Genomic DNA, 23,643 nt, shown 5'->3' on the forward strand with positions numbered 1-23,643 from the left:
CCGGTTAAGGTCGGGGGATGCAGAGCAGCACCCCCGCCGGCCGTGCCGGGCGCCCGCGCAGTGCCGCGGCGGACACCGCGATCCTGGCCGCGACGCGGGCCGCGCTGGTCGACCTCGGCTGGTCGAAGCTCACCCTGGGAGACGTCGCCACGCGGGCCGGGGTTGCCAAGACGACGCTCTACCGTCGCTGGGCGGGGAAGAACGAGCTGGTCGTGGACGCGGTGGCGGAGCTCTTCGACGAGCTGGAACTGCCCGACCGCGGCTCCCTCGCCGCCGACATCGAGGGCGTGGTGCTCCAGTTCGCGGCGATCCTGGCCCGCCCGGAGGCCCGGAGCGGCCTGATGGCGGTGGTCGCGGAATCCACGCGGGACGACGCGCTGCGCGAGCGCATCCGCACCTCGATCGTCGAGCGGCAGAAGCGCCTGGTGCTGGAGGGCAGGGCGCGGGCCCAGACCCGGGGCGAGCTGCCGCCGGAGCCGGACGCCGCGGAGGCGGCCCGCACCGTGGACCTGATCTTCGACATGGTCGCGGGAGCGGTGGTGCACCGCACCCTGGTCAGCGCGCAGGCCGCCAACGCGGACTGGGTACACGGCTTCACCCAGGTATTGCTGTGGGGGCTCGCCTCAAGGCCGCCGGAGCCGGACGGCGGGTGGCGGGTGGCGGGTGACCTCTAGACCGACCGAGTCGGGTCGTGGGTGGGCATAGGCCCGGGTCCCCAGGGGGCGGACCCCCTGGAGACGCCCGCACCGGCACCGGGCGCTAGAACCCCGCGGGCTCCGTGTACACCCCCCACTCGTCCCGCAGCACCCCGCAGATCTCCCCCAGCGTCGCCTCCGCCCGCACCGCGTCCAGCATCGGCTCGATCATGTTCCCGCCGGAGCGCGCCGCGGCGAGCATCGCGTCCAGCGCCCCGCGCACGGCCGCGTCGTCGCGGGCGGCCTTGCGCTCGCCCAGGACCCGCACCTGCTCGCGCTCGACCTCGTGGCTGACCCGCAGGATCTCCAGGTCGCCGGTGACGGAGCCGGTGTGGACGTTGACGCCGACCACCTTCTTGTCGTCCTTCTCCAGAGACTGCTGGTAGCGGAAGGCCGACTCGGCGATCTCCCCGGTGAACCAGCCGTCCTCGATACCGCGCAGGAGGCCGGAGGTGATCGGGCCGACGGGGTGCTGCCCGTCCGGGTGGGCCCGCAGCCCCCGCTCCTTGATCTGCTCGAAGATCTTCTCCGCGTCGGCCTCGATGCGGTCCGTCAGCTGCTCGATGAACCAGGAACCGCCCAGCGGGTCGGCGACGTTGGCGACGCCGGTCTCCTCCATCAGCACCTGCTGGGTGCGCAGGGCGATCTCGGCGGCCTGCTCGCTGGGCAGGGCGAGGGTCTCGTCGAGCGCGTTGGTGTGCAGCGAGTTGGTCCCGCCCAGCACGGCGGCCAACGCCTCCACGGCGGTCCGTACGACGTTGTTGTACGGCTGCTGCGCGGTCAGCGAGACACCGGCGGTCTGGGTGTGGAACCGCAGCCACTGCGCCTTGTCGGTCTGCGCCCCGTACACGTCCCGCATCCAGCGGGCCCAGATCCTGCGCGCGGCGCGGAACTTGGCGATCTCCTCGAAGAAGTCGAGGTGCGCGTCGAAGAAGAAGGAGAGGCCGGGCGCGAACACGTCCACGTCGAGGCCGCGGCTGAGCCCCAGCTCCACGTACCCGAAGCCGTCGGCCAGCGTGTACGCCAGCTCCTGCGCGGCCGTCGCCCCGGCCTCGCGGATGTGGTAGCCGGAGACCGACAGCGGCTTGTACGCGGGGATGCCGGCCGCGCAGTACTCCATCAGGTCGCCGATCAGGCGCAGGTGGGGCTCCGGCTGGAAGAGCCACTCCTTCTGCGCGATGTACTCCTTGAAGATGTCGGTCTGCAGCGTGCCGTTGAGCACGGACGCGTCGACGCCCTGCCGCTCGGCGGCGACCAGGTACATGCAGAACACGGGCACGGCGGGCCCGCTGATCGTCATGGAGGTCGTCACGTCACCGAGCGGGATGTCCCTGAACAGGACCTCCATGTCGGCGGCCGAGTCGATGGCCACCCCGCAGTGCCCGACCTCGCCCAGCGAGCGCGGGTCGTCGGAGTCGCGGCCCATCAGCGTCGGCATGTCGAAGGCGACCGAGAGCCCGCCGCCGCCGTTGCGGAGGATCATCTTGTAGCGCTCGTTGGTCTGCTCGGCGTTGCCGAACCCGGCGAACTGCCGGATGGTCCACGTACGCCCCCGGTACCCGGTCGGATACAGGCCGCGGGTGAAGGGGTACTCGCCCGGCCAGCCGATCCGCTCGAAGCCCTCGTACTCGTCCCCCGGCCGGGGCCCGTACACCGGCTCCACGGGGTCTCCGGAGAGCGTGGTGAAGTCCGCGTCGCGCTTGCGCGCCGCGTGAGAAGCCGGTTACGCCTTGACGGGGGCGGGCGCCTCGGTGGCCGCGACCTTCGCGTCCAGCTCCCGGCTGATCCGTCGCTCCACGAAGAAGGCGGCCGTCGGCACGGTCCCGGCGAGCAGCACCCAGAGCTGCTTCTTCACCGGCCACTTCGCCTTGGACCCGAGGTCGAAGGCGAAGACGAGGTAGATGACGTACAGCCAGCCGTGGGCGATGCTGACGACCTGGGTGAAGTCGGCGGCGCCGCCCAGATCCAGGACGTACTTCGCGATCATGCCGAGGCACAGCGCGATCAGCAGCACTCCGGTGACGTACGCCATGACCCGGTAGCGGGTCAGCACGCTCTTTTTCATGGCTCCGAGCGTAACCGCCCGTTTCGCGCGATCTTCGACCGGGTCGGGCGACTCGCCGGGCTCGGCCGGCCCGCCCGGTCCCCCTCGCTCAGTCCTCCTCGAAATCGCCCGCGGCGACCCGCAGCGGGCGGAGCATCGCGAAGATCTCGCCGCACTCCTCGGCGTCGTACGCGCCCAGGCCGAAGTCCATCGCCATCAGGTCGCGGGTGGCCGCCTCGACGACCTCGCGGCCCTTGTCGGTGATGGTGGCCAGCGTGCCGCGTCCGTCGTTGGGGTTGGGGCGCTTGGCCACCAGGCCGGAGCGCACCAGCCGGTCGACGGTGTTCGTCACGGAGGTGGGGTGCACCATCAGACGCTCGCCGATCTTGGACATCGGCAGTTCGCCCGACTTGGAGAAGGTGAGCAGCACCAGCGCCTCGTACCGGGCGAACGTCAGCCCGTACGGCTTGACCACGGCGTCGACCTCGCCCAGCAGGATCTGCTGGGCCCGCATGATCGAGGTGATCGCGGCCATCGAGGGCACACCGCCCCAGCGCTGTTCCCAGAGTTCGTCGGCTCGGGCGATGGGATCGAAGGAGAGACTGAGGGGCTTCGGCACGGCACGAGACCTTACCGGCCGGTCACATGCCGGTCAGCTCCGTCTCGCCTTTCGATACCACCGCCCGCGCGGGGGCGCTCGCCGGGGTTCATCCGGCGAGGTGGCGCTCGACCGTCTCGACCTTCGACGTGAGGCCGTCCGTCACACCGGGGCGGAGGTCCGCCTTGAGGACCAGGGAGACCCGCGGCGCCCGGGCCTCGACGGCGGCCACGGCCCGCCGGACGACGTCCATGACCTCGTCCCACTCGCCCTCGACGGAGGTGAACATGGCGTCGGTGCGGTTCGGCAGCCCGGACTCGCGGACCACCCGGACGGCGTCGGCGACGTACTCCCCCACGTCCTCGCCGACGCCGAGCGGCGTCACGGAGAAGGCGACGATCATGCGTTGACGATCCCTTCCTGGCGGGCGCGGGAGGCGATGACCGCGGTCTCGGCCTCGCGCTTGAGCTTGCGCTCGGCGAAGAAGCCGCCGGTCGGCAGGACCGAGAGGACGAAGTAGAGGGCGGCGGTCTTCAGCGGCCACTTGGCGCGGTTCCAGGCGTCCGCCCAGAAGATCACGTACAGCACGAAGAGGACACCGTGGATCATGCCCATCGCCGGCACCGCGTTGAAGTCGGTGGTCCGCTTCAGGACGGAGCAGACGAGCAGGAGGAGGAACGAGATCGCCTCGGGGGCCGAGACCAGGCGGAGGCGGCGGAGGGCGGTGGCGGTCTTGAGGTCCACGGGTCACCTTCGGGAGGGAGAGAGTCGCTGACGGCGCGGGCGGCGTGCGCTCCGCCTTGTGAACGGAAGCACAATCGTTCGCCCATTGTGGCAAACAATGCCCCAAGGGATGGACTCAGGGTCGGTCTCCACCCGTGGGCCCTGTTCTGTCCACCCGTGGCGGGGCTACTTTCGCAGCGTGGCGATGTTCCGACTTCAAAGCAGCAAGGTCCTCGCCGTCGACATGACCTCAGACGCCGTCAAGGCGAAGAACGGCTCGATGGTCGCGTACGACGGGGAGATGGCCTTCAAGAAGCTGAGCGGCGGCGGTGAGGGCATCCGGGGGATGGTGACCCGGCGGATCACCGGCGAGCAGATGACGGTGATGGAGGTGAGGGGGCAGGGGACCTGCTGGTTCGCGGACCGGGCCTCGGAGATCACCCTGGTGGGTCTCCGGGGCGACAAGCTGTACGTCGAGTCGAGCAACTTCCTGGCGGCCGACGCCGGGCTGCGCACCGGCACCAGTTTCACGGGCACCCGCGGCGCCTCCCAGGGCAACGGGCTGTTCACCACCACGATCGAGGGGCACGGGCAGGCGGCGATCATGTCCGACGGTCCCGCGGTGGTGCTGCGGGTCAGCGCGCAGTACCCGCTGACCGTGGACCCGGGGGCGTACGTGGCGCACCAGGGGAACCTGCGGCAGTCCTTCCAGTCGGGTGTGACCTTCCGCACGCTGCTCGGGGAGGGCGGCGGTGAGGCCTTCCAGATCCGCTTCGAGGGCGACGGTCTGGTGTACGTGCAGCCGAGCGAGCGGAACACGATCGCGGGGGATGTCTGAGATGGCCTTCCAGGAGATCAACTCCAAGATGGTCCAGGCGACCGTCGCACCCGGGCAGCGGCTGTTCAGTCAGCGCGGTGCCATGCTCGCCTACCGGGGCGAGGTGTCCTTCACCCCGAATCTCCGCGGCGGCCAGGGCGGGGTCATGTCGATGATCGGACGCCGGGTGGCCAACGAGGACACGCCGCTGATGACCGTCGAGGGCAGCGGCACCGTGTTCTTCGGGCACGGCGGCCACCACGTCCAGGTGATCAACCTCGCGGGCGACACCCTGTACGTCGAGGCGGACCGCCTCCTCGCCTTCGAGGGCACCCTGGAGCAGAGCACGGTGTTCCTCGGCTCGCAGGGCGGCGTCATGGGCATGGTGCGGGGCCAGGTGAGCGGGCAGGGGCTGTTCACCACGTCCCTCAAGGGCCACGGCTCGGTGGCGGTGATGGCCCACGGCGGTGTCTTCGAGGTGCCCATCACCCCGCAGCGCCCGGTGCGCGTCGACCCGCAGGCCTACGTCGCCCACCACGGCGACGTGCGCAACAAGCTGTCCACGGCCCTGGGCTGGCGGGACATGGTGGGACGCGGCTCCGGCGAGGCGTTCCAGCTGGAGCTGAGCGGCAGCGGCACGGTGTTCGTCCAGGCGTCGGAGGAGAAGCTGTGAGCACGGTCCACCACGACCCGGCGTCACTGCCGGCCGACGACAACGTCAACGCGTACACCTTCTGCGTGGAGCTCAAGGGGAGCCAGTGGTTCCTGCAGAAGGGGAAGATGATCGCCTACTACGGGACGATCGATTTCAACGGCATCGGGCACGGCCGGCTGGACCGTCTGGTGCGGACGTCGTTCCATTCGCCTCTGCACGCGAGCGACTGGGTCGTGGCGGAGGGCTCGGGCAAGATGCTCCTCGCCGACCGGGCCTTCGACGTGAATTCATACGATCTGGAAGACGGCAACCTGACCATTCGCTCGGGCAACCTGCTCGCTTTTCAGCCAAGCCTCGCGCTCAAGCAGTCGATCGTGCCGGGCTTCCTGACGCTGATCGGAACCGGAAAGTTCGTGGCCGCGTCGAACGGCCCGGTGGTGTTCGTCGAACCGCCGGTCCGGGTCGACCCGCAGGCCCTGGTCGGCTGGGCCGACTGCCCGTCCCCGTGCCACCACTACGACCACGGGTACATGACGGGCCTACTGGGCGGTCTACGTGCGATGACGGGGCTCGGCGGGGCCTCCGGGGAGGAGCACCAGTTCGAGTTCGTGGGGGCCGGCACGGTGCTGCTGCAGTCGAGCGAGGCGCTGATGGCGGAGCAGGCCGTGGGGGCTCCTCCGCAGCAGGCGGGGGTGCCCGGCGGCGGTGCCTCCGGAGCGCCGGGAGGCCGGTCAGGGGTACCGGGGCTTCCCGGACAGCTGGGGGACCTCCAGCGCCGCTTCGGGCTGTGAGCGGTAATCTGCGGAGTGTGACATCGAACGCGTGCGCACCGTCACCGTCACGGACAACCCCTCACTAGTTCGCCTTTCAACCTTTTAGGTAGACTTCATTCATGGAGACCGAGACGGCCACTCGCTGGCTGACCGATACGGAGCAGTGTGCTTGGCGCACCCACCTGGAGGTCAACAGGCTGTTGACGCACCAGCTCGAGAAGGACCTGCAGCCGTTCGGCCTGACAATGAACGACTACGAGATCCTGGTGAACCTCTCCGAGTCGGAGGGCGACCGCATGCGGATGAGCGATCTGGCCACCGCCACGATGCAGTCCAAGAGCCGCCTCTCCCACCAGATCACCCGCATGGAGAACGCGAACCTGGTCCGGCGGGAGAACTGCGAGTCCGACCGGCGCGGGCTCTTCGCCGTCCTCACCGAGCACGGCCTGGAGACGATGCGGAAGGTCGCGCCGCACCACGTGGCCTCCGTCCGCAGGCACTTCATCGACCTGCTGGCCCCGGAGGACCTGACCGAGCTGGACAAGGCCCTCAAGCCCATCGCGGAACACCTGCGCGGGCAGCGGGGACGTCCCTGATCTCGTTCCCGACGGCCGCGACGGCCTAGGCACCCGGCAGGCGGAGCTCGAACAGGGCGCCGCCTGCCGGCGCGTCGTGCACCGTGAGCGTGCCGCCGTGCCGTACGGCGACGTCGCGGGCGATGGCCAGCCCGAGGCCGGCGCCGCCGTCGTCACGGCTGCGGGCGGCGTCGAGCCGTACGAAGCGCTCGAAGATCCGCTCCCGGTCGGCCGCCGGCACGCCCTCGCCGTCATCGGCCACGGCGACCACCGCCGTGGTCCCGTCCCGCCGCACGGACACCTCCACCGCCGCGCGGGCGTGCCGCTGGGCGTTGTCCAGCAGATTGGCCAGTACCCGCCCCAGCTGCCCCCGCGATCCGGCCACCCGCACCGCGCCCTCGCCCCGCACGCTCACCCCGGTCCGGCCCTCGGCCGCCTCCCGCGCGAGCGCCGCGAGGTCGACCCGGGCCTCCGCGGGCCGCTCCCCCGCGTCCAGCCTGGCCAGCAGCAACAGGTCGGCGGCGAGGCGCTGGAGCCGTACGGTGTCCGCCACGGCGCCGTCCAGGTCCAGCAGTTCCGGATGGGCGGCGGCCACCTCCAGCTGGGTGCGCAGCGACGCGATCGGGCTACGCAGCTCGTGCGAGGCGTCCGCGACGAAGCCGCGCTGCCGCTCCACCGAGGACTCCAGCGCGGCCAGCGTCTCGTTGGTGGTCGAGGCGAGCCTGGCCACCTCGTCGTGGGTGTCCGGCACCGGGACGCGGCGGGCCAGGTCCTCGCTGGCGGTGATCGCGGCCATCTCGCGCCGGATGCCCTCCACCGGGCGCAGCGCGCGCCGGGTGACCAGCCAGGTCACCCACGCCACGACCGCGAGCAGCAGCGGGAAGCCGATCAGCATCACGGTCAGCGCGGTGTTCACGGCGCCGTGTTCGGCGGAGAGCGGGGCACCGGCGTAGACGGTGAGCGTGCCCCGGTCGTCGGTCTTCACCGGGACGGCCGCGAAACGGTAGTCCTCCGTGTCCCCGTCGATGGTCGCCGAGCCGTCGCTGACGGTGATCCGGCCGCCGATCTCCCCGGGGTCGAGAGACTCGCCCGAGTCGTCATCGTCGTCGGTGTCCTGGTCCTCCCCGCCCGGGGAGGCGGCGGGCCGCGGCTTCACCGTGCCGACGCCGGTGCCGCTGATCCTTTCCAGGTCCTCGCTCGCGGCGACCAGCACACCGTCGTCGTCGACGACCTGCACCGGCCGGTCGTCCACGTCCAGCGACAGGTCCGCGTACGGCGTCCCGACGGCCAGCTCCGTCGCCACCTCCCGCGCCGAGCGCTCCGCCTGGGTGCCCGCCTCGCCGAGCAGGTTGGAGCGCAGGGACAGCAGGACGGCGGTGCCGGCCGCGACGAGGGCGACGGCGACCACCAGGGTCGCGGCAAGCGTGGCGCGGGCCCGCACCGAGCCGAAGAGGCGGCTCACCGCCCGGTCTCCAGCCGGTAGCCGGCGCCGCGCACGGTCCGGATGAGCCCGGCGCGCAGCTTGCGCCGCAGCGCGCTGACGTACACCTCGACGATGTTCGGGTCGCCGTCGTAGGCGAAGTCCCAGACGTGCTCCAGGATCTCCGCCTTGGACACCACCTCCCCGGCCCGCATCACGAACTGCTCCAGGACGGCGAACTCCTTGGCGGTGAGGGTGGCCTCGTCCTCGCCGAGGAAGACCCGGCGGGCGGCGGTGTCGACCCTGAGGTCGCCGTGGACGTGCACGGGAGAGGCGCCGGCGCCCTGTCCCCGGCGCCGCAGCAGGGCCTTCACGCGGGCGACCAGGACGACGTACGAGAAGGGCTTGGTGAGGTAGTCGTCCGCACCGGTGTCCAGTCCCTCGGCCTCGTCGTACTCGCCGTCCTTGGCGGTGAGCATCAGGATCGGCACGTCGTGCCCGGCGGCGCGCAGGGCGGCGCAGACCCGGTAGCCGTTGAGGCCGGGCAGCATGATGTCGAGGATGACGAGGTCGTACACGCCCTCGCCCGCCCTGTGCAGTCCCTCCAGGCCGTCGTGGACGACGTCCACGGCGTATCCCTCCGCGGTGAGGCCCTTGGCGAGCGACACGGCGAGGCGCTTCTCGTCCTCCACGATCAACAGGCGCATGCGTAAAGAGTGGCAAAGGCGAGCTGAAGATCCCTTCAGGCGGCTTCAGCCTGGCCTCAGCGTCGGTCCGCGACAGTGAAGTCACCGAAAACCGCTGGACTGTGGACGACTCGGAGGAAACCTGATGAAGCGCAACATCGTGATCGCCGTCGTCACCGCCGCCGCACTGGTCGGGGGCGGTACGGCGACGGCCCTGGCGACGACGGGGGACGACGACCGGGGCACGGCGCCCCGCGCGGACGTGAGCGTGTCGGACGACGGCGGCGTACGGGACGAGGCCGACGACCGGGACGACGCCCCCGACGGCGACTCCGGAGCCGCCTCCGCGAAGGTGACGGCGGCCGACGCCGTCGCCTCCGCCCTCGCGGACACCCCGGGCACCGCCGTCTCCGCCGAACTGGACGACGAGGACGACGACGGGGACGACTCCGGGGACGACGGCGACGACCGCCGGGAGCGCGCGGCCTGGGAGGTCGACGTCCTCTCCGGCGACGGCACCTGGCACAGCGTCCGGGTCGACCCGGCCACCGGCAAGGTGCTGGGCTCGGAGCGGGACGACGACGAGGACGACACCGCCGAGGTGCGCACGGCCCTCAAGGGGACCTCCGTCGACGCCGCCGAGGCGGCGAAGGCGGCGGCGGGCCACGGCACCGTCACCTCCGTCGAGCTGGACGAGGACGGCTACCACGGCGACGGCAAGCCCGCCTGGGAGGTCGAGACGCACACCTCCGGCAAGGGCGGGCAGGACTGGCGGGTCGACCCGAAGACCGGCAAGGTCACGGCCGACCGCTCGCACGACTCGGACGACGCCGACGACTCGCACGACTCCCACGACTCGGACGACGCGCACGACTCCGACGACGACTGATCGGCCCCGCCCACCGGGCGGAACCACCGCGGCGGTGCCCCGGCACCAGGGCCGCCGCCGCGGCGACCGCGCCGGACACCGCGAAGCACACCGGCAGCGGCAGCCGTTCCACCAGCAGACCCACCGCGGCGGCGCCGACCGACATCCCGGCGTTCACGGCGGTGTTGCACCAGGCGCCCGCCCGGACCCGGAACCCGGGTGCCGCGCTCTCGTCGGCGATCAGGTACGCCGTGGTCAGCGCCGGGGCCACGAACAGCCCCGCGCACATGACGGCCGGGACCAGCGTGCCGAGTCCGGGCGCGAGGCCCGCGGCGGCGAGGCAGAGGCCGACACCGGCCGCGAAGAACGGGAGCCGCGCCCGGGTGGGCGAACCCCAGGCGACGGCGCCGTTGACGAGACCGCCGACCGCGCTGCCCACCGACAGCGCCGCGAGCACCCAGGCGACCGCGCCGTCCCCGAGGCCGTGCTCCCCCGCGAAGGCCACGACGAGAAGGTCGACGGCGCTCACCGAGACACCGACGGCCGCCGCGACGACGACGGGCTGCACCAGGGCCCGGACCTGTCCGGTGGCGTCGGCCCCGGGTGCGGGGCCGGTGTTCTCCTCCCGCCCCGCCGGACGCGGCACGGCGGTCGCCGGTGAGGTGACGAAGGCGAGGGTGCCGACCGCCACCAGCACCGCGCTGAGCAGGACGCCGACCACCGGTGGGGCGACGGCGACGATGCCGCCGACCAGGAGCGGGCCGGAGACGAAGAGCAGTTCCTCGGCGACGCCGTCCAGGCTGTAGGCGCGCTGCACCAGGGCCCGGTCGGACAGCAGTTGGGCCCATACCGCGCGCATCGTGGGACCGAGCGGGGGCGTGCAGGCGCCCGCGAACGCGGCGGTCACCGCGAGGACGGCCTCGGAGGTGCCCGGACGCCGGCAGACCGCCGCCAGCACACAGAGCAGGACGGCGTAGAGCAGGGCCATGGGCAGCAGGGCCCGGCGCGGACCGTGCCGGTCGACGAGGGAGGCACGGTAGGGGGACAGGAAGACGCTCGTGGCACCGAAGAGCGCCATGACCAGCCCGGCCACGGCGTACGACCCGGTGGACCGGGTCAGGGAGAGCATCAGGGCCAGGGAGACCGTGCCGTACGACAGCCGCCCGACGAGGGCGGCCGCGAAGGTGCGGCGGGCATGGGGGACGCGGAGTACGGCGGCGTACGAGGGCCGCGAAAGGGGCGTGGACACGCGAAGGGTTCCTCAGCAGGAAGGTGACCGGGGGACGCCGATGCGCGCGACGGCCGGATGCGGCGGTCGCGTGCGGGGCGGGCCCTATGCCAAGAGGAGGAACACGCGGGGGATTCTAGCCCGTCCGGCGTTTGAGGACGGGGCCGTTCGGGCCGAAAAAAGGGGGGGTTGGGGGCGCAGCCCCCAGGGACGGGAAGGGAAGGGGCGGCGGGGGCGAAAGAGGCTGCACGCCGGAAAGCCGCCCCCCGCGCCCACTCAGCCCTCCGTCAGCCCCGCCACCAACTCGTCCGCCGCCCGGTACGGGTCCAGCTCCCCGGCGACGATGCGCTCCGCCAGGGCGCCCAGCCGCCGGTCGCCGTGCAGGTCGCCGATGCGTTCGCGCAGGGTCGTGACGGCGATCGTCTCGACCTCGCGGGCGGCGCGGACGCGACGGCGTTCGCCGAGGACGTCCCGCTCCTCCATCCACGCGCGGTGCTTCTCCAACGCCTCGACGACCTCGTCGACGCCCTCGCCGCGGGCGGCGACCGTCTTGACGATGGGCGGGCGCCAGTCTCCGGCGGCGCGTGCCTCGCCGAGACCCAGCATGTGGTTCAGCTCGCGGGCGGTCGCGTCGGCGCCGTCGCGGTCGGCCTTGTTGACGACGTAGACGTCGCCGATCTCCAGGATTCCGGCCTTGGCCGCCTGGATGCCGTCGCCCATGCCGGGGGCGAGCAGGACGACGGAGGTGTCGGCCTGGGAGGCGATCTCGACCTCCGACTGGCCGACGCCCACCGTCTCGACCAGGATCACGTCGCAGCCGGCCGCGTCCAGCACGCGGATGGCCTGCGGCGCGGCCCAGGCGAGGCCGCCGAGGTGACCGCGGGTCGCCATCGAGCGGATGTAGACGCCCGGGTCGGAGGCGTGCTCCGACATCCGCACCCGGTCGCCGAGCAGGGCACCGCCGGAGAAGGGGGAGGACGGGTCGACGGCGAGCACGGCGACCCGCTTGCCCTGCTTGCGGTACGCCGTCACCAGCGCCGAGGTGGACGTCGACTTGCCGACGCCCGGGGAGCCGGTCAGACCGACCACGTAGGCGTTGCCCGTGAGCGGCGCGAGCGCCTCCATGACCTCCCTGAGCTGCGGGGACGCCCCCTCCACCAGGGAGATCAGCCGGGCCACGGCCCGCGGCCGGCCTTCTCGGGCCTGGGCCACCAGTGAGGAGACGTCCTGCATCACAGCTCCGTTCAGCTCCGTTCGGAAGGTCGTGGCCGCGGGGTCAGGCCCCGGGCACCCGCACGATCAGCGCGTCGCCCTGACCGCCGCCGCCGCACAGCGCCGCCGCGCCGATCCCGCCGCCGCGCCGCTTCAGTTCCAGGGCGAGGTGCAGCACCAGCCGGGCGCCGGACATGCCGATCGGGTGCCCCAGGGCGATGGCACCACCGTTGACGTTCACCTTTTCGGTGGACACGCCGAGGTCCTTCATTGACTGGACGGCGACGGCCGCGAAGGCCTCGTTGATCTCGATGAGGTCCAGGTCGCCGACCTCCAGGCCCTCCTTCTTCAGGGCGTGCCGGATGGCGTTCGACGGCTGCGACTGCAAAGAGTTGTCCGGGCCCGCGACATTGCCGTGGGCGCCGATCTCCGCGATCCACTCCAGGCCCAGCTCCTCGGCCTTGGCCCTGCTCATCACGACCACGGCCGCCGCGCCGTCGGAGATCTGCGAGGAGGAGCCGGCGGTGATGGTGCCGTCCTTGGCGAAGGCCGGACGGAGCCTGCCGAGCGACTCGGCGGTGGTGTCGCCGCGGATGCCCTCGTCCCTGCCGAACAGCACCGGGTCGCCCTTGCGCTGCGGGATCTCGACCGGGGTGATCTCGGCGTCGAAGACGCCGTTCTTCTGGGCGGCGGCGGCGCGCTGGTGGGACAGGGCGGCGATCTCGTCCTGGGCGGCGCGCTCGATGCCGAGCCGGGTGTTGTGCTTCTCCGTGGACTCGCCCATGGCGATGTTCTCGAAGGAGTCGGTCAGACCGTCGTGGGCCATGGCGTCGATCATCTGGACCGCGCCGTACTTGTAGCCCTCGCGGGACTTGGGCAGCAGGTGCGGGGCGTTGGTCATGGACTCCTGGCCGCCGGCGACGATCACGTCGAATTCACCCGCGCGAATGAGCTGGTCGGCGAGTGCGATGGCGTCGAGGCCGGAGAGGCAGACCTTGTTGACCGTGAGCGCCGGGACGCTCATGGGGATGCCGGCCTTGACGGCGGCCTGGCGGGCGGGGATCTGCCCGGCGCCGGCCTGGAGCACCTGCCCCATGATCACGTACTGGACCTGGTCGCCGCCGATCCCCGCGCGGTCGAGGGCGGCCTTGATCGCGAATCCGCCGAGGTCGGCCCCGGAGAAGGACTTCAGGGAGCCGAGCAGCCGCCCCATCGGGGTGCGGGCACCCGCGACGATGACGGAAGTCGTGCCGTTCGATGCAGAAGACATGGGCTGCGATCCCCTTTTCCGGCCCGCACAGGCCGAGGAGTGAACGAGGGTTTACTCGAATGTACTGAGCGGTATCCCGCCCGTCACCGGGCTGTCGGTGTGATCGCGCGCACGTTGCGTAACCACCTCCGGAGCGCTGCACTGAAATCATGCTGACGCGAATCGACCACATCGGAATCGCCTGCCACGACCTCGACGCGACCGTCGAGTTCTACCGTGCCACCTACGGCTTCGAGGTGTTCCACACCGAGGTCAACGACGAACAGGGGGTGCGCGAGGCCATGCTCAAGATCAACGATACGTCGGACGGGGGCGCCTCGTACCTCCAGCTCCTGGAGCCCACCCGCGAGGACTCCGCGGTCGGCAAGTGGCTCGCCAAGAACGGCGAGGGCGTCCACCACATCGCCTTCGGTACGGCGGACGTGGACGCGGACGCCGCGGACATCCGGGGCAAGGGCGTACGCGTGCTGTACGACGAGCCCCGGCGCGGAAGCATGGGGTCGCGGATCACCTTCCTGCACCCCAAGGACTGCCATGGCGTTCTGACAGAACTGGTCACATCGGCGGCCGTTGAGTCACCTGAGCACTGACCCTCGTACATAGGGGCCGGTAGGGTTGGGTGCGGTCGCCGCTCAGTCCAGGGTGACCCGGTCCTGTCATCGTGCGACGACGGGACCGCCGGGGTCGTGTTTCGGGGGGTCGGCGACGGGGCAGCAGCACATGCTCCGCCGTTGATCTGACACCATTCCCCGGGGGCCCCGTCCGGCGGACGGACGGAGCCCGTTCGGGAAGATTTGCGACCAGGGGACGGATGGGACCGCGCAGTGCGGGGCTACGAGAGCCAGGAGCGAGAGCCGGCGGCTGACGTCGACCACCTCTCTCGGTTCGAGGCCGAGATGAAGCGGCTGAAGACCGAGCGGGAAAAGGCGATCCAGCACGCCGAGGACCTCGGCTACCAGGTCGAGGTGCTGCGCGCCAAGCTGCACGAGGCGCGGCGCACCATCATGTCCCGGCCCGCCTTCGACGGCGGCGACATCGGGTACCAGGCCGAGCAGTTGCTGCGCAACGCGCAGACGCAGGCCGACCAGCTGCGCGCCGACGCGGAGCGGGAGCTGAGCCAGGCGCGGGCGCAGACCCAGCGGATCCTCCAGGAGCACGCCGAGCAGGCCGCCCGGCTCCAGGCGGAGCTGCACCAGGAGGCGGTGACCCGCCGCCAGCAGCTGGACCAGGAGCTGGCCGAGCGCCGGCAGACCGTCGAGTCGCACGTCAACGAGAACGTGGCCTGGGCCGAGCAGCTGCGCGCCCGTACCGAGCAGCAGGCCCGGCGCCTGCTCGACGAGTCCCGTGCCGAGGCCGAGCAGGCGATGGCCGCGGCCCGCGCGGAGGCGGAGCGGCTGACCGCCGAGGCCCGTCAGCGGCTGCGCAGCGACGCGGAGAGCGCGCGTGCCGAGGCCGAGCAGATCCTGCGCCGGGCCCGTACCGACGCCGAGCGGCTGCTGAACGCCGCCTCCACGCAGGCGCAGGAGGCCACCGAGCACGCCGAGCAGCTGCGCAGCTCCACCGCCAGCGAGTCGGAGTCCACCCGCCGCGAGGTCCAGGAGCTGAGCCGGGCCGCCGAGCAGCGCATGTCGCAGGCCGAGGAGGCGCTGCGCAAGGCGCAGGCCGAGGCCGAGAAGGTGGTCGCCGAGGCCGAGGAGGCCGCGGCCAAGGCGCTGTCGAGCGCCGAGGCCACCAACGAGCAGCGCACCCGTACCGCCAAGGAGCAGGTCGCCCGGCTGGTCGGCGAGGCCACCAAGGACGCGGAGAGCACCAGGTCCGAGGCCGAGCAGGTGGTCGCGGACGCCCGTGCCGAGGCCGAGCGGATCGTCGCCGAGGCGGCCGAGAAGGCCCGCACGATCACCGCCGAGGAGTCGGCCACCCAGCTGTCCAAGGCGGCCAAGACCGCCGAGGACGTGCTGAACAAGGCGTCCGAGGACGCCAAGCGCACCACGAAGGCCGCCACCGAGGAGGCCGAGCGGATCCGCACCGAGGCCGAGGCCGAGGCGGACCGGCTGCGCGCCGAGGCGCACGACATCGCCGAGCAGCTCAAGGGTGCGGCGAAGGACGACACCAAGGAGTACCGCGCCAAGACCGTCGAGCTGCAGGAGGAGGCGCGCCGGCTGCGCGGCGAGGCCGAGCAGCTGCGGGCGGACGCGGTCGCCGAGGGCGAGAAGATCCGCGCCGAGGCCCGCAAGGAGGCCGTGGCGCAGATCGAGGAGGCGGCGAAGACCGCCGAGGAGCTGCTCGCCAAGGCCAAGGCGGACGCGGACGAGCTGCGGCAGTCCGCGACGGCGGACAGCGAGAAGGTCCGCACCGAGGCCATCGAGCGGGCGACGACCCTGCGCCGGCAGGCCGAGGAGACCCTGGAGCGCACCCGCGCGGAGGCCGAGCGGCACCGCGCGGAGGCCGCCGAGCGGGTGGCGGAGCTCCAAGCGGAGGCCGAGCGGGCCGCCCGCGAGCTGCGCGAGGAGACCGAGCGCGCCGTCGAGGCCCGGCAGGCGGAGGCCGCCGAGGAGCTGACGCGGCTGCACACCGAGGCCGAGGAGCGCCGCACCGCCGCCGAGGAGGCGCTGAGCGAGGCCCGCGAGGAGGGCGAGCGGATCCGCCGCGAGGCCGCCGAGGAGAGCGAGCGGCTGCGCACCGAGGCCGCGGAGCGCATCCGTACGCTCCAGCAGCAGGCCGAGACGGAGGCCGAGCGGCTGCGCACCGAGGCCGCCGCGGACGCGTCCGCCTCCCGCGCGGAGGGCGAGGCCGTCGCCGTACGGCTGCGCACCGAGGCCGCGAGCGAGGCGGAGCGGCTGAAGTCGGAGGCGCAGGAGAGCGCCGACCGGGTGCGGGCGGAGGCGCAGACCGCCGCCGAGCGCATCGCGGCCGAGGCGTCGGAGGCGCTGGCCGCCGCCCAGGAGGAGGCCGCCCGGCGCCGCCGCGAGGCGGAGGAACTGCTCGGGTCCGCCCGGCAGGAGGCCGACCAGGAGCGCGAGCGGGCCCGCGAGCAGAGCGAGGAGCTGCTGGCCTCGGCGCGCAACCGCGTGGAGGAGGCCCAGGCCGAGGCGGTCCGGCTGGTCGAGGAGGCCGACCGGCGCGCCACCGAGATGGTGTCGGCCGCCGAGCAGCACGCGACGCAGGTGCGCGAGTCGGTCGCCGGGCTGCACGAGCAGGCCCAGGAGGAGATCACCGGGCTGCGCAGCGCCGCCGAGCACGCCGCCGAGCGCACCCGGCACGAGGCCCAGGAGGAGGCGGACCGGGTCCGCGCCGACGCCTACGCCGAGCGCGAGCGGGCCAGCGAGGACGCCGGACGGCTCAGGCGCGAGGCGCAGGAGGAGACCGAGGCCGCCAAGACGCTGGCCGAGCGGACCGTGTCCGAGGCCATCACGGAGGCCGACCGGATCCGCGCGGACGTCTCCGAGCACGCCCAGCGGGTGCGCACCGAGGCCTCCGACGCCATCGCCGAGGCCGAGCAGTCCGCGTCCCGCACCCGGGCGGACGCCCGCGAGGACGCCAACCGCATCCGGTCCGACGCGGCGACGCAGGCGGACACCCTGATCACCGAGGCGCGTTCCGAGGCGGAGCGGCTCACCACCGAGACGGCGGCCGAGACCGACCGGATCCGGACCCAGACGCTCGCGGAGGCGGAGCGCGTCACCGTCGAGGCGGCGAGCGAGGCCGAGCGGGTCAGGACCGAGGCGGCCACCGAGGCGGAGCGGCTGCGCACCGAGACGATCGCCGAGGCCGAGCGGGTACGGGGCGAGGCGAGCGCCCGGGCCGAGCAGCTGGTCTCGGACGCCACCGGGGAGGCGGAGCGGCTGCGGGCCGAGGCCGCCGACACCGTCGGCTCCGCGCAGCAGCACGCCGAGCGGATCCGCACCGAGGCGGACCGGGTCCGCCGCGAGGCGGCCGCGGAGGCCGAGCGGGTCACCACGGCGGCCCGCGAGGAGGCCGAGCGGACCCTCGACGAGGCCCGCAAGGACGCCAACAAGCGGCGCTCGGAGGCCGCCGAGCAGGTCGACACGCTCATCACGGAGACCACCGCCGAGGCCGACAAGCTGCTCACCGAGGCGCAGCAGCAGGCGCAGAAGACCACCGCGGACGCCGAGTCGCAGGCCGACACGATGGTCGGCGCGGCCCGCACGGAGGCCGACCGGATCGTCCAGGAGGCGACCGTCGAGGGCAACACCCGGGTGGAGAAGGCCCGTACGGACGCGGACGAGCTGCTGGTCGGCGCCCGTCGGGACGCGACCGCCATCAGGGAGCGCGCGGAGGAGCTGCGCGAGCGCCTCACCTCCGAGATCGAGGAGCTGCACGAGCGGGCCCGCCGCGAGGCCGCCGAGACGATGAAGTCGGCCGGCGACCGCTGCGACGCGCTCATCAAGGCCGCCGAGGAGCAGCTGGCCAAGGCGGAGGCGAAGGCCAAGGAGCTGGTGTCGGAGGCCAACTCCGAGGCGGGCAAGGTGCGCATCGCGGCCGTCAAGAAGGCCGAGGGGCTGCTCAAGGAGGCCGAGCAGAAGAAGGCCACCCTGGTCCGCGAGGCCGAGGAGCTGAAGGCCGAGGCGGTCCGCGAGGCCCGGCGCACGGTCGACGAGGGCAAACGCGAGCTGGAGGTGCTGGTCCGGCGCCGCGAGGACATCAACGCGGAGATCTCCCGGGTGCAGGACGTGCTGGAGGCACTGGAGTCGTTCGAGGCGCCCGGGGGCGCGAAGGACAACGGGGTGAAGGCCGGTGCGACGGTGGGCGCCCCACGTTCGGGTGGCAAGTCGTCAGACGGCTAGCATTCGGGGTGGTTTGGGTGTCTGCTGGAGATCTTTGGCCGAGTCCCGACGGGACCCCTGCCCGAGGCTTTGGCAAGCCATCCGAGGGTCAGCCACTCAAAAGAGGTGTCATTCTCCGTATCAAACGTGCATCCGCTCGATGACACACCGCATTGGCGCCTAGGATTCCCTCTATCACCTCACCCGGTCTCTTTCGACAGGAACCCCATGAGCGACACTTCCCCCTACGGCTTCGAGCTTGTGCGGCGTGGGTACGACCGCGCTCAGGTGGACGAACGTATCTCCAAGCTCGTCTCCGACCGTGACAGCGCTCTCGCCCGCATCACCGCTCTGGAAAAGCGCATCGAGGAGCTCCACCTCGAGACTCAGAACGCCCAGGCCCAGGTCAACGACGCCGAGCCGTCGTACGCCGGTCTCGGTGCCCGGGTCGAGAAGATCCTGCGGCTCGCCGAGGAAGAGGCGAAGGACCTGCGCGAGGAGGCCCGGCGCGCGGCCGAGCAGCACCGCGAGCTGGCCGAGTCGGCCGCCCAGCAGGTGCGCAACGACGCGGAGTCGTACGCCGCCGAGCGCAAGGCCAAGGCCGAGGACGAGGGCGTCCGGATCGTCGAGAAGGCCAAGAGCGACGCCTCCCAGCTGCGCTCCGAGGCGCAGAAGGACGCGCAGTCCAAGCGCGACGAGGCCGACGCCCTCTTCGAGGAGACCCGCGCCAAGGCCGCGCAGGCCGCCGCCGACTTCGAGACGAACCTCGCCAAGCGCCGCGAGCAGTCCGAGCGGGACCTGGCCTCCCGTCAGGCCAAGGCCGAGAAGCGGCTCGCGGAGATCGAGCACCGCGCGGAGCAGCTGCGCCTGGAGGCGGAGAAGCTGCGCACGGACGCCGAGCGCCGGGCCCGGCAGACCGTGGAGACGGCGCAGCGCCAGTCCGAGGACATCGTGGCCGACGCCAACGCCAAGGCCGACCGGATCCGTTCGGAGTCGGAGCGCGAGCTGGCCGCCCTGACCAACCGCCGCGACTCCATCAACGCGCAGCTGACCAATGTGCGCGAGATGCTGGCGTCCCTCACGGGTGCCGCGGTGGCCGCCGCTCCGTCGGTCGAGGACGAGTCGGTCTCCCGCGGGGTGCCGGCCCAGCAGTCCCGCTGAGGCGGCTCGGCCCGCACGGGGGCGCGCACCTGCTGAATACGTACGAACAGGACGAGGCCTTCTGCCACTGGGGTGGCAGTGGGCCTCGTCCCGTTCTAGCGTGGGCGCCATGATCGAGCTTGAGGGGCTGACCAAGCGGTACGGCGAGAAGGTGGCGGTCAACAATCTCTCATTCACCGTCAGACCCGGCATCATCACGGGCTTCCTCGGCCCCAACGGTGCGGGCAAGTCGACGACCATGCGGATGGTGCTGGGCCTGGACCGGCCGACCGCCGGGGACGTGCGGATCGACGGCAAGCACTACGAGCAGCTGAAGGACCCGCTGACGTACATCGGCGCGCTCCTCGAGGCCAAGGCCTGGCACGGTGGGCGCAGCGCCTACAACCACCTGCTGTGCCTCGCGCAGAGCAACGGCATCCCGGCGAGCCGGGTGCGCGAGGTCCTGGACACGGTCGGGCTCTCGGCGGTCGCCAAGAAGAAGACCAAGGGCTTCTCCCTCGGCATGGGGCAGCGGCTCGGCATCGCCGGCGCGCTGCTCGGCGACCCGCGGATCCTGATGTTCGACGAGCCGGTCAACGGTCTGGACCCCGAGGGCATCCACTGGATCCGCAATCTGATGAAGACCCTGGCCTCCCAGGGCCGTACGGTCTTCGTCTCCTCGCACCTGATGAGCGAGATGGCGCTGACCGCCGACCATCTGGTGGTCATCGGGCAGGGCAGGCTGCTGGCGGACACCTCGATGGCCGAGTTCATCGCGGAGAACTCGCGCAGCTACGTCCGGATCCGCACCCCGCAGCGCGAGCAGCTGCTCGACGCGCTGCACGGTGCCGGGGTCGCGGTCGTCGAGGCGGGCGACGGGGCCCTGGAAGTGGACGGCGACAAGTCGGAGGCGGTCGGCGAGCTGGCGGCGCGACAGCAGATCGTGCTGCACGAGCTGAGCCCGCAGCGCGCCTCCCTGGAGGAGGCGTTCATGCAGCTGACCGCGGAGTCCGTGGAGTACCACGCGCACGACGGGCAGCCGCCCGGCGCGGTTCCGCAGCAGCAACAGCCATCGGGGCAGCCTCCGCAGCAGCCGTGGGGCAGCGACTGGAAGAGGGGTTGAGCATGGCGGCGACACAGGTCGTCCGGTCCGAGTGGACCAAGATCCGGTCGGTCGCGTCCACGGTGTGGACGCTGGGCCTCGCCGTGGTCGTCACCATCGCCCTCGGCATGCTGATCTCGGCCCTGTCGAAGAACGAGTTCGGCGACATGAGCCGGCGGGACCAGCTCTCCTTCGACCCGACCTTCATCAGCTTCGCCGGCACCAGCCTCGGCCAGCTGGCGATGATCGTGTTCGGGGTGCTGGTCGTGGGCAACGAGTACAGCTCCGGGATGATCCGCACCTCGCTGGCCGCCGTGCCGCGGCGCGGCACCTTCCTGTTCAGCAAGATCGCGGTGGCCACCGCCCTCGCACTCGTGGTGGCCATGGTCACCAGTTTCGCCACGTTCTTCCTGGGCCAGGCGATGCTCGGCGACCTCAAGGCGTCGATCGGCGACCCGGGCGTGCTGCGCGCGGTGTTCGGCGGCGGCCTCTACATGACCCTCATCGCGATGTTCTCGATGGGCGTCGCGGCGATGCTGCGCTCACCGATGCTGTCGCTGGGCATCCTGATGCCGTTCTTCTTCCTCATCTCCAACATCCTGGGCAACGTCCCCGCGACGGAGAAGGTCGGCCGGTTCCTGCCGGACCAGGCCGGCAGCAAGATCATGCAGGTGGTCACGCCGATCGACGACGACGTCCCGTACGGACCGTGGGGCGGCCTCGGGATCATGGCACTGTGGGTGATCGCGGCGCTCGTGGGCGGGTACGCGGTGCTGAAGCGGAGGGACGCCTGACCCCCTCCGTCCGGTCTTCGTACGGCGTCGTTTTTTGCCCGCGCTTGAACGGAACCGTCAGCGCCTGGATATCCTCCTAACCCTTACGGGGGCGTGTGCCCTGCTGTCCCTGAACCTTCCGATGGGTGCGGAGCATGATCGAGGCTGTCGGCCTGACCAAGCGATACGGCGACAAGACCGCCGTGTACAACCTCTCCTTCCAGGTGCGGCCCGGTGCCGTCACCGGCTTCCTGGGGCCGAACGGCTCCGGCAAGTCGACGACGATGCGGATGATCCTCGGCCTGGACAACCCCACCGCGGGGCACGTGACGATCGGCGGCCACCCGTACCGCAGGCTGCCGAACGCCGCGCGGCACGTCGGCGCGCTGCTCGACGCCAAGGCGGTGCACGGCGGCCGGGCCGCCCGCAACCATCTGCTGAGCCTCGCCCAGCTGTCCGGGATCCCGGCCCGCCGGGTGGACGAGGTGCTCGGCGTGGTGGGCCTCCAGGACGTGGCCAGGCGGCGCTCCAAGGGCTTCTCGCTCGGCATGGGCCAGCGGCTCGGCATCGCCGCCGCGCTCCTCGGCGACCCCCAGGTGCTGCTCTTCGACGAGCCGGTCAACGGCCTCGACCCGGAGGGCATCCACTGGGTGCGCAACCTGATGAAGGCGCTCGCGGCGGAGGGCCGCACCGTCTTCGTCTCCTCGCACCTGATGAGCGAGATGGCGCTGACCGCCGACCACCTGATCGTCATCGGACGCGGCCAGCTGCTCGCCGACATGAGCGTGACGGACTTCATCTCGGCCAACTCCGCCGACTTCGCCCGCGTGCGGACGCCGGACACCGATCCGCAGCTGCGCGAGAAGCTGACCTCGGCGCTGACCGAGGCGGGCGGGCACGTGATGCCCGAGCAGGACGGCGCGCTGCGCGTGACCGGGCTCGCCCTCCCCCGGATCAGCGACATCGCGCACGACACCGGCGTACGGCTGTGGGAGCTGTCGCCGCACCGGGCCTCGCTGGAGGAGGCGTACATGCGGATGACGCAGGGCGCCGTGGACTACCGGTCGACCGCCGACCAGAAGGCCGGGCTCCAGCAGCCCCTGCCGCCCGGCGCGCAGCCGCGGATGCCGGTACCGGGACAGGGCCAGCCCGGGTGGTACGCCCCGCCGCCGCCCCAGCAGGGCGGTCAGCCCTTCGCCGCGTCGCAGGGCGCGCCGGGTCAGGCCGCCGCGGGCCCGTACGGCGCACCGGCGGCGCCCGGGACGGTGCCGGGCGGTCCGCCGGCCAACCCGTACGCGGCGCGGCAGGCGCCCCAGGCCCCGCCGGTGCCCCAGGCGCCCGCCGCGGCACCGGCGCCGCCCGCGGCCGCGCCCGTCACCGACCCGACCAAGCCCGAGGACGCCCGATGAGCACGCCCCAGCCCCCGACGCAGCAGGCCGCGCCCGACTGGCACGCGGCGCCCGGTTCGCCGTACCCGACCTACACGTCGCCGATCCCGGTGGTGCGCACGACCCTCGTGCACGCGCTGGCCTCGGAGTGGACGAAGATCAAGTCGGTGCGCTCGACGATGTGGACGCTGGGCGTGTTCGTCCTGCTGGTCCTCGGCATCGGGCTGCTGACCGGCGCGGTGGTGGCCGGCTCGGACTCCGACCTGGCCGGCGAGAGCGCGCTGAGCCTCGGCTTCTTCGGGCTGCTGCTCGGCAGCATGTGCGTGATCACGCTCGGCGTGCTGACCACCGCCTCGGAGTACGGCACGGGCATGATCCGCACGACGATGACCGCCTGCCCCAGCCGCGGCCGGGTGCTGGCGGCCAAGGGCATCGTGTTCTTCCTGGTGGCGTTCGTGGTGACGCTGGTCTCCGCGACGCTGGTCGGGCTGGCCCACGTGTCCATGCTGGAGGGCAACGGCGCGCAGAACCCGACCGGCGCGGAGTGGCTGAAGGGCACCGTCGGGGTCTCGCTCTACATCGCGCTGCTCGGGCTGCTCTCGCTGGCCATGGGCTCGATCATCCGGCACTCGGCGGGCGCCATCACCATCATGATCGGCATCCTGCTCGCGCCGCTGGTGATCGCGCTGTTCATGTTCTCGGAGTCGCTCAAGGACGTGCAGCAGGCGCTGTTCGAGTACTCGATCCCGAACCAGATGAGCATCTTCTACGCCAACTCGCTCTCCGAGTCCGGGCCCTCGGGCTGGGACCCGCTGTGGATCGTGCTCGGCGTGACCGCGGCCGCGCTCGCCGCCGCCTTCACCCTGCTGGAGAAGCGGGACGTGTAGAGGGC

Annotated in this window: 22 protein-coding genes and 1 pseudogene; 13 read left to right on the forward strand and 10 right to left on the reverse strand. The window is 72.1% G+C overall.

Annotation, left to right across the window (positions count from 1 at the left end):
* Nucleotides 1–17: 17 nt before the first annotated feature.
* Nucleotides 18–674, forward strand: a complete 657-nt coding sequence (locus BZZ08_RS09095) for a TetR/AcrR family transcriptional regulator (protein WP_104631656.1) — start codon at nucleotides 18–20, stop codon at nucleotides 672–674.
* Nucleotides 675–759: 85 nt separating this feature from the next.
* Here the strand turns inward: BZZ08_RS09095 and BZZ08_RS09100 are convergent.
* The 5 genes and pseudogenes from BZZ08_RS09100 to BZZ08_RS09120 all read right to left on the reverse strand — a co-directional run.
* A pseudogene (locus tag BZZ08_RS09100) lies at nucleotides 760–2,406 on the reverse strand (acyl-CoA mutase large subunit family protein); the annotation flags it as partial.
* Nucleotides 2,407–2,418: 12 nt separating this feature from the next.
* Nucleotides 2,419–2,760 carry a DUF3817 domain-containing protein gene (locus tag BZZ08_RS09105; protein WP_059301499.1) on the reverse strand — a complete coding sequence of 114 codons (342 nt, stop codon included), beginning with the start codon at nucleotides 2,758–2,760 and terminating at the stop codon, nucleotides 2,419–2,421.
* 88 nt (nucleotides 2,761–2,848) lie between these two features.
* Nucleotides 2,849–3,358, reverse strand: coding sequence for a MarR family winged helix-turn-helix transcriptional regulator (locus BZZ08_RS09110; protein ID WP_104631657.1), 510 nt, complete (start codon nucleotides 3,356–3,358; stop codon nucleotides 2,849–2,851).
* Between the two features lie 88 nt (nucleotides 3,359–3,446).
* Nucleotides 3,447–3,740 carry an MTH1187 family thiamine-binding protein gene (locus tag BZZ08_RS09115; RefSeq protein WP_030402694.1) on the reverse strand — a complete coding sequence of 98 codons (294 nt, stop codon included), beginning with the start codon at nucleotides 3,738–3,740 and terminating at the stop codon, nucleotides 3,447–3,449.
* Entirely contained in the window at nucleotides 3,737–4,081 is a 345-nt protein-coding gene (locus BZZ08_RS09120) for a DUF3817 domain-containing protein (RefSeq protein WP_104631658.1), read from the reverse strand. The genes BZZ08_RS09115 and BZZ08_RS09120 overlap by 4 nt, the downstream gene beginning before the upstream one ends.
* 184 nt (nucleotides 4,082–4,265) lie before the next feature.
* Here BZZ08_RS09120 and BZZ08_RS09125 point away from each other — a divergent pair, with 184 nt between their 5' ends.
* The 4 genes from BZZ08_RS09125 (at nucleotide 4,266) to BZZ08_RS09140 (ending at nucleotide 6,901) form a co-directional block, all read left to right on the forward strand.
* Nucleotides 4,266–4,898, forward strand: a complete 633-nt coding sequence (locus BZZ08_RS09125) for an AIM24 family protein (protein WP_104631659.1) — start codon at nucleotides 4,266–4,268, stop codon at nucleotides 4,896–4,898.
* Between the two features lies 1 nt (nucleotide 4,899).
* Nucleotides 4,900–5,550 (forward strand): AIM24 family protein, encoded by a 651-nt coding sequence (locus BZZ08_RS09130; protein ID WP_104631660.1) that lies wholly within the window; start codon nucleotides 4,900–4,902, stop codon nucleotides 5,548–5,550.
* Nucleotides 5,547–6,323, forward strand: a complete 777-nt coding sequence (locus tag BZZ08_RS09135) for an AIM24 family protein (RefSeq protein ID WP_104631661.1) — start codon at nucleotides 5,547–5,549, stop codon at nucleotides 6,321–6,323. The genes BZZ08_RS09130 and BZZ08_RS09135 overlap by 4 nt, the downstream gene beginning before the upstream one ends.
* 101 nt (nucleotides 6,324–6,424) lie before the next feature.
* Entirely contained in the window at nucleotides 6,425–6,901 is a 477-nt protein-coding gene (locus tag BZZ08_RS09140; protein WP_003973592.1) for a MarR family winged helix-turn-helix transcriptional regulator, read from the forward strand.
* 25 nt (nucleotides 6,902–6,926) lie between these two features.
* Here the strand turns inward: BZZ08_RS09140 and BZZ08_RS09145 are convergent, their stop codons facing one another.
* Together BZZ08_RS09145 and BZZ08_RS09150 are read right to left on the reverse strand one after the other, a co-directional pair.
* The gene (locus BZZ08_RS09145) at nucleotides 6,927–8,342 is read right to left on the reverse strand and encodes a sensor histidine kinase (RefSeq protein WP_104631662.1); all 1,416 of its coding nucleotides are present in this window, start codon (nucleotides 8,340–8,342) and stop codon (nucleotides 6,927–6,929) included.
* The gene (locus BZZ08_RS09150; RefSeq protein WP_104631663.1) at nucleotides 8,339–9,007 is read right to left on the reverse strand and encodes a response regulator transcription factor; all 669 of its coding nucleotides are present in this window, start codon (nucleotides 9,005–9,007) and stop codon (nucleotides 8,339–8,341) included. Before BZZ08_RS09150 ends, BZZ08_RS09145 begins: the two co-directional genes overlap by 4 nt.
* 124 nt (nucleotides 9,008–9,131) lie before the next feature.
* Between BZZ08_RS09150 and BZZ08_RS09155 the strand changes: the two genes are divergently transcribed.
* Nucleotides 9,132–9,875 carry a PepSY domain-containing protein gene (locus BZZ08_RS09155; RefSeq protein WP_104631664.1) on the forward strand — a complete coding sequence of 248 codons (744 nt, stop codon included), beginning with the start codon at nucleotides 9,132–9,134 and terminating at the stop codon, nucleotides 9,873–9,875.
* Here the strand turns inward: BZZ08_RS09155 and BZZ08_RS09160 are convergent.
* The 3 genes from BZZ08_RS09160 to BZZ08_RS09170 form a co-directional block, all read right to left on the reverse strand.
* Nucleotides 9,784–11,103, reverse strand: a complete 1,320-nt coding sequence (locus BZZ08_RS09160; protein WP_104631665.1) for an MFS transporter — start codon at nucleotides 11,101–11,103, stop codon at nucleotides 9,784–9,786. The two genes, BZZ08_RS09155 and BZZ08_RS09160, sit on opposite strands and share 92 nt — an antisense overlap.
* 255 nt (nucleotides 11,104–11,358) lie before the next feature.
* Nucleotides 11,359–12,315, reverse strand: a complete 957-nt coding sequence (meaB, locus tag BZZ08_RS09165; RefSeq protein WP_104631666.1) for a methylmalonyl Co-A mutase-associated GTPase MeaB — start codon at nucleotides 12,313–12,315, stop codon at nucleotides 11,359–11,361.
* A gap of 43 nt (nucleotides 12,316–12,358) precedes the next feature.
* Nucleotides 12,359–13,564, reverse strand: a complete 1,206-nt coding sequence (locus BZZ08_RS09170) for an acetyl-CoA C-acetyltransferase (RefSeq protein ID WP_104631667.1) — start codon at nucleotides 13,562–13,564, stop codon at nucleotides 12,359–12,361.
* 149 nt (nucleotides 13,565–13,713) lie between these two features.
* On the opposite strand from BZZ08_RS09170, the gene mce reads away from it, so the two are divergent.
* The 7 genes from mce to BZZ08_RS09205 all read left to right on the forward strand — a co-directional run bounded on the left by mce (nucleotide 13,714) and on the right by BZZ08_RS09205 (nucleotide 23,638).
* Nucleotides 13,714–14,154: a methylmalonyl-CoA epimerase gene (gene mce, locus BZZ08_RS09175; protein WP_104631668.1), complete on the forward strand. Its 441-nt coding sequence runs from the start codon at nucleotides 13,714–13,716 to the stop codon at nucleotides 14,152–14,154.
* Between the two features lie 234 nt (nucleotides 14,155–14,388).
* On the forward strand, nucleotides 14,389–18,369 hold the full coding sequence (gene scy / locus BZZ08_RS09180; RefSeq protein WP_104631669.1) for a polarized growth protein Scy: 3,981 nt from the start codon (nucleotides 14,389–14,391) through the stop codon (nucleotides 18,367–18,369).
* A 207-nt stretch (nucleotides 18,370–18,576) separates the two neighbouring features.
* A complete protein-coding gene (locus tag BZZ08_RS09185; RefSeq protein ID WP_052840645.1) occupies nucleotides 18,577–19,509 on the forward strand; it encodes a cellulose-binding protein in 933 nt (310 codons plus the stop codon).
* 109 nt (nucleotides 19,510–19,618) lie between these two features.
* Nucleotides 19,619–20,611 carry an ABC transporter ATP-binding protein gene (locus tag BZZ08_RS09190; protein ID WP_198601371.1) on the forward strand — a complete coding sequence of 331 codons (993 nt, stop codon included), beginning with the start codon at nucleotides 19,619–19,621 and terminating at the stop codon, nucleotides 20,609–20,611.
* A gap of 2 nt (nucleotides 20,612–20,613) precedes the next feature.
* The gene (locus BZZ08_RS09195) at nucleotides 20,614–21,384 is read left to right on the forward strand and encodes an ABC transporter permease (protein WP_198601372.1); all 771 of its coding nucleotides are present in this window, start codon (nucleotides 20,614–20,616) and stop codon (nucleotides 21,382–21,384) included.
* 134 nt (nucleotides 21,385–21,518) lie between these two features.
* Nucleotides 21,519–22,772 carry an ABC transporter ATP-binding protein gene (locus BZZ08_RS09200; RefSeq protein ID WP_104631670.1) on the forward strand — a complete coding sequence of 418 codons (1,254 nt, stop codon included), beginning with the start codon at nucleotides 21,519–21,521 and terminating at the stop codon, nucleotides 22,770–22,772.
* Nucleotides 22,769–23,638 carry an ABC transporter permease gene (locus tag BZZ08_RS09205; protein ID WP_104631671.1) on the forward strand — a complete coding sequence of 290 codons (870 nt, stop codon included), beginning with the start codon at nucleotides 22,769–22,771 and terminating at the stop codon, nucleotides 23,636–23,638. Before BZZ08_RS09200 ends, BZZ08_RS09205 begins: the two co-directional genes overlap by 4 nt.
* The last annotated feature ends 5 nt before the right edge of the window (nucleotides 23,639–23,643 follow it).

Source organism: Streptomyces sp. MH60 (genome assembly GCF_002939385.1).
Taxonomy (GTDB): domain Bacteria; phylum Actinomycetota; class Actinomycetes; order Streptomycetales; family Streptomycetaceae; genus Streptomyces.

Coding starts and splice junctions, on each gene's coding strand:
- BZZ08_RS09095 (WP_104631656.1), top strand. CDS start 18: ATGCAGAGCAGCACCCCCGCCGGCCGTGCCGGGCGCCCGCGCAGTGCC.
- BZZ08_RS09200 (WP_104631670.1), top strand. CDS start 21,519: ATGATCGAGGCTGTCGGCCTGACCAAGCGATACGGCGACAAGACCGCC.
- BZZ08_RS09205 (WP_104631671.1), top strand. CDS start 22,769: ATGAGCACGCCCCAGCCCCCGACGCAGCAGGCCGCGCCCGACTGGCAC.
- BZZ08_RS09125 (WP_104631659.1), top strand. CDS start 4,266: ATGTTCCGACTTCAAAGCAGCAAGGTCCTCGCCGTCGACATGACCTCA.
- BZZ08_RS09115 (WP_030402694.1), bottom strand. CDS start 3,740: ATGATCGTCGCCTTCTCCGTGACGCCGCTCGGCGTCGGCGAGGACGTG.
- BZZ08_RS09155 (WP_104631664.1), top strand. CDS start 9,132: ATGAAGCGCAACATCGTGATCGCCGTCGTCACCGCCGCCGCACTGGTC.
- BZZ08_RS09170 (WP_104631667.1), bottom strand. CDS start 13,564: ATGTCTTCTGCATCGAACGGCACGACTTCCGTCATCGTCGCGGGTGCC.
- meaB (WP_104631666.1), bottom strand. CDS start 12,315: ATGCAGGACGTCTCCTCACTGGTGGCCCAGGCCCGAGAAGGCCGGCCG.
- BZZ08_RS09105 (WP_059301499.1), bottom strand. CDS start 2,760: ATGAAAAAGAGCGTGCTGACCCGCTACCGGGTCATGGCGTACGTCACC.
- mce (WP_104631668.1), top strand. CDS start 13,714: ATGCTGACGCGAATCGACCACATCGGAATCGCCTGCCACGACCTCGAC.
- BZZ08_RS09190 (WP_198601371.1), top strand. CDS start 19,619: ATGATCGAGCTTGAGGGGCTGACCAAGCGGTACGGCGAGAAGGTGGCG.
- BZZ08_RS09185 (WP_052840645.1), top strand. CDS start 18,577: ATGAGCGACACTTCCCCCTACGGCTTCGAGCTTGTGCGGCGTGGGTAC.
- BZZ08_RS09140 (WP_003973592.1), top strand. CDS start 6,425: ATGGAGACCGAGACGGCCACTCGCTGGCTGACCGATACGGAGCAGTGT.
- BZZ08_RS09150 (WP_104631663.1), bottom strand. CDS start 9,007: ATGCGCCTGTTGATCGTGGAGGACGAGAAGCGCCTCGCCGTGTCGCTC.
- BZZ08_RS09195 (WP_198601372.1), top strand. CDS start 20,614: ATGGCGGCGACACAGGTCGTCCGGTCCGAGTGGACCAAGATCCGGTCG.
- BZZ08_RS09130 (WP_104631660.1), top strand. CDS start 4,900: ATGGCCTTCCAGGAGATCAACTCCAAGATGGTCCAGGCGACCGTCGCA.